The following is a 2,405-nucleotide window of genomic DNA, read 5'->3' on the forward strand; positions in this document are numbered from 1 at the left end:
CAGCCGACCTGACCGCCGACGACACGGGAACCTCCCTGTCCCTGACATGGGCGGAGGCAATCGGCGCCAGTGATGTCAGGCGTAGCGAGAAGCGCTTCGGCAGCGTCGCACTCGAACGGGTCGTGCCGGCGTCACTGAACGGAACGGCGACGCTCGAAATCGCGGCTGGCCGCCTTGAATACCGCCTTGTCGTTCCGCACGGCAATTTCGAGACGGATTGAGCGACCTTCCTTAACCCGCCGTTCACCATAAAAGCAGATGCTGTTTTTCCCAGATACCGCTGGAACTTGTTGCATCACCGAACATTTCCGCAGCAGGATTTACAGCATGGTGGGAGGAATGCCTTGACGGTTGCCGACATGAACAGACTGGAGCAGGCCGCCCGGATTTCCATGGGCGAGTTTGAGGACTCAGAGGCTTCCACGCCACCGCTGGCTCCTGTTCCCAACGGAGCTTTGCGCCTAGTTGCGCTGGCCTTGGTGGCGGTGATCATGGCGGTCGCCCTGCACCAACTGGTCTACTAGGCCACCTCGTTTCGGCCGGTGGCCGAATCGGCTGTAGCGCCATCTTATTTCCCCGGCCGATCAAGCCAGCCAGGAACTTTGGCGAATGTAGACCGTTACTATGGCGAGAGGACTTCTCGCCATGGAACATATCGCTGCATTGTTGCTGGTCATCGGTTGCTCGAACACGATGGCCGACTGCCGTGAACTCCAGGTGCCCGTAAGCGTTTTCGCGACGGCCGAGCAATGCGTGGCCGAACGCCCATTCGTCTTGGGCGACGTGCAAGGGCAGGCTGACCACATCGTCGCCAAATGCCTTGCGGTCGATCCGGCGCTTGAGGACGACTATGATCAGATCGTCTGGAATGTGCGCGCCGATGGTACGCTTGACGCGTCTTTGGCAATTTCCAGCCTGGTAATGGCATCGAACACGATACGCCCAGAAAAAGACTATCTTCACCAACAATAGATTGCAGCAGCAAAGGCCGTCATTTCATGCTAAATGGCGGCTGGAGCTTACTAAAGTGAGGACACAAAGTGAGGAGTGACTCTATGCGGAAGATGATTATTGCCCTGGTTGCGGTGGTCGCGGTCAGCGGCTGCACCTCGACTGAGAAGGACGTGGTTGGCGGCGGCTTGATCGGCGCCGGTGTCGGCGGCTTGGTCGGCGGCGGTAAGGGCGCGCTGATCGGCGCGGCCGTGGGTGCCGGTTCCGGCCTGCTGGTGCGCAACCTGCGCAACGGCTATTGCCAATATCGCGATCATCGCGGCCGGATCTACACGGCTCGCTGCAACTAATTCGGCGATAATCGAAACGTCGATCCGGAGGCCGGTCCGCCGGCTTCCGGGTTTTTGATGTCTGGATGCTTCCCCCTTGTCGGCAACGGTCGCGCTCAATTGGCGAGTGGAATTTTGATTTCCACGTTCAGCCCATTGGCTTGGTAATCCCGTTTGATCGTACCGCGCAATTCGCGCGTCACGTTGAGGTCGATCAGCTTGGTGCCGAATCCGGTCTCGGCGGGCGCTTCAAGTTTCTTCTGCCCGTTTTCGCGCCAGTTGAGAGCCAGCACCCTGTCGCGCCCTCGGCCTTCGAGCGACCAGTCCACCTTCAGCGCCCCAACGGAATTGCCGGCCTCGCCGTATTTCAGCGCATTCGTCGCCAGTTCGTGGAAGGTCAGGCCGAGCGCTTGCGTCGTGGTTTCGTCGAGCAGCACCTGTGGTCCCGACAACAGCTCATCGGGCAGCTCCTTGCCGAACACCTGACCCAGCTCGATGCGCAGGAGATCGCCAAGATCGGCCTTCTGCCAGCGTGAGCGCGTCAGCATGTCCTGGGAGGCCGCCATCGCCTGCAGCCTAGCCGAGAAGGACGCTGAAAACTCGTTGACGTCGGTCGCCCGCGATGCCGTCTGACGCGCGATCGCCAGCACCCTGGTGATCGAATTCTTGATGCGATGCTTCATCTCCTGCAGCATCAGGTCTTTTTCGATCAGGCTCTTTTCCGTCGTTTCGTGCAATCGCGACGCTGCCTCATAGGCCCGCTCCTGATAGCGCGCCACAAGCGCGATTGCGCCCGCCAACAGCAGGCCGAACAGCCCCAGCATCACCGGAATGGCGCGCGACGACGGCTGCGAGAAGGCGCTTGTCGGCCGGAACAGGACAGTCCATGGCTGTCCGGCGACGATGATCTTTCGCGTGACCAGCAGCCTGTTCCCGAAAGTGGAAGCCGGCGGCGTCTCCGACCGGAACAACAGATTGTCGCCGTTCACGGCACCATCGCCATCATAGATTTCGGTGTTGACCGGCAAAAGCGGCGACCGGCTGAGCGCGGTCTGGAACAGATCGCGAGCCCGGAAGGCCGCATAGAGAAAACCTGATGTCGAGGATCTCGAAGCATTGATGACG

Annotated in this window: 4 protein-coding genes and 1 pseudogene; 4 read left to right on the top strand and 1 reads right to left on the bottom strand. The window is 60.4% G+C overall.

Features of this window, described 5'->3' with window-relative positions; all coding sequences use genetic code 11:
• The 4 genes and pseudogenes from EN879_RS32190 to EN879_RS32205 form a co-directional block, all read left to right on the top strand.
• Positions 1-221, top strand: a pseudogene (locus tag EN879_RS32190) (histidine kinase); the annotation flags it as partial.
• A gap of 123 nt (positions 222-344) precedes the next feature.
• Complete coding sequence (locus tag EN879_RS32195) at positions 345-524, top strand: hypothetical protein (protein ID WP_063169142.1); 180 nt, start codon at positions 345-347, stop codon at positions 522-524.
• A gap of 121 nt (positions 525-645) precedes the next feature.
• Positions 646-972: a hypothetical protein gene (locus EN879_RS32200; protein ID WP_013529279.1), complete on the top strand. Its 327-nt coding sequence runs from the start codon at positions 646-648 to the stop codon at positions 970-972.
• Positions 973-1,055: 83 nt separating this feature from the next.
• Complete coding sequence (locus EN879_RS32205; RefSeq protein ID WP_013529278.1) at positions 1,056-1,301, top strand: YMGG-like glycine zipper-containing protein; 246 nt, start codon at positions 1,056-1,058, stop codon at positions 1,299-1,301.
• Positions 1,302-1,396: 95 nt separating this feature from the next.
• Here the strand turns inward: EN879_RS32205 and EN879_RS32210 are convergent.
• Positions 1,397-2,405, bottom strand: a 1,009-nt coding sequence (locus tag EN879_RS32210) for an HWE histidine kinase domain-containing protein (protein WP_281034619.1), incomplete at its 5' end; no start/stop codon positions are given.

Source organism: Mesorhizobium sp. M7A.F.Ca.AU.002.02.1.1 (genome assembly GCF_003998535.1).
Classification (GTDB): Bacteria; Pseudomonadota; Alphaproteobacteria; order Rhizobiales; family Rhizobiaceae; genus Mesorhizobium; species Mesorhizobium ciceri.

Excerpts from the sequence above, each read along its gene's own strand:
- EN879_RS32200 (WP_013529279.1), top strand. The coding sequence starts at position 646 with ATGGAACATATCGCTGCATTGTTGCTGGTCATCGGTTGCTCGAACACG.
- EN879_RS32205 (WP_013529278.1), top strand. The coding sequence starts at position 1,056 with ATGCGGAAGATGATTATTGCCCTGGTTGCGGTGGTCGCGGTCAGCGGC.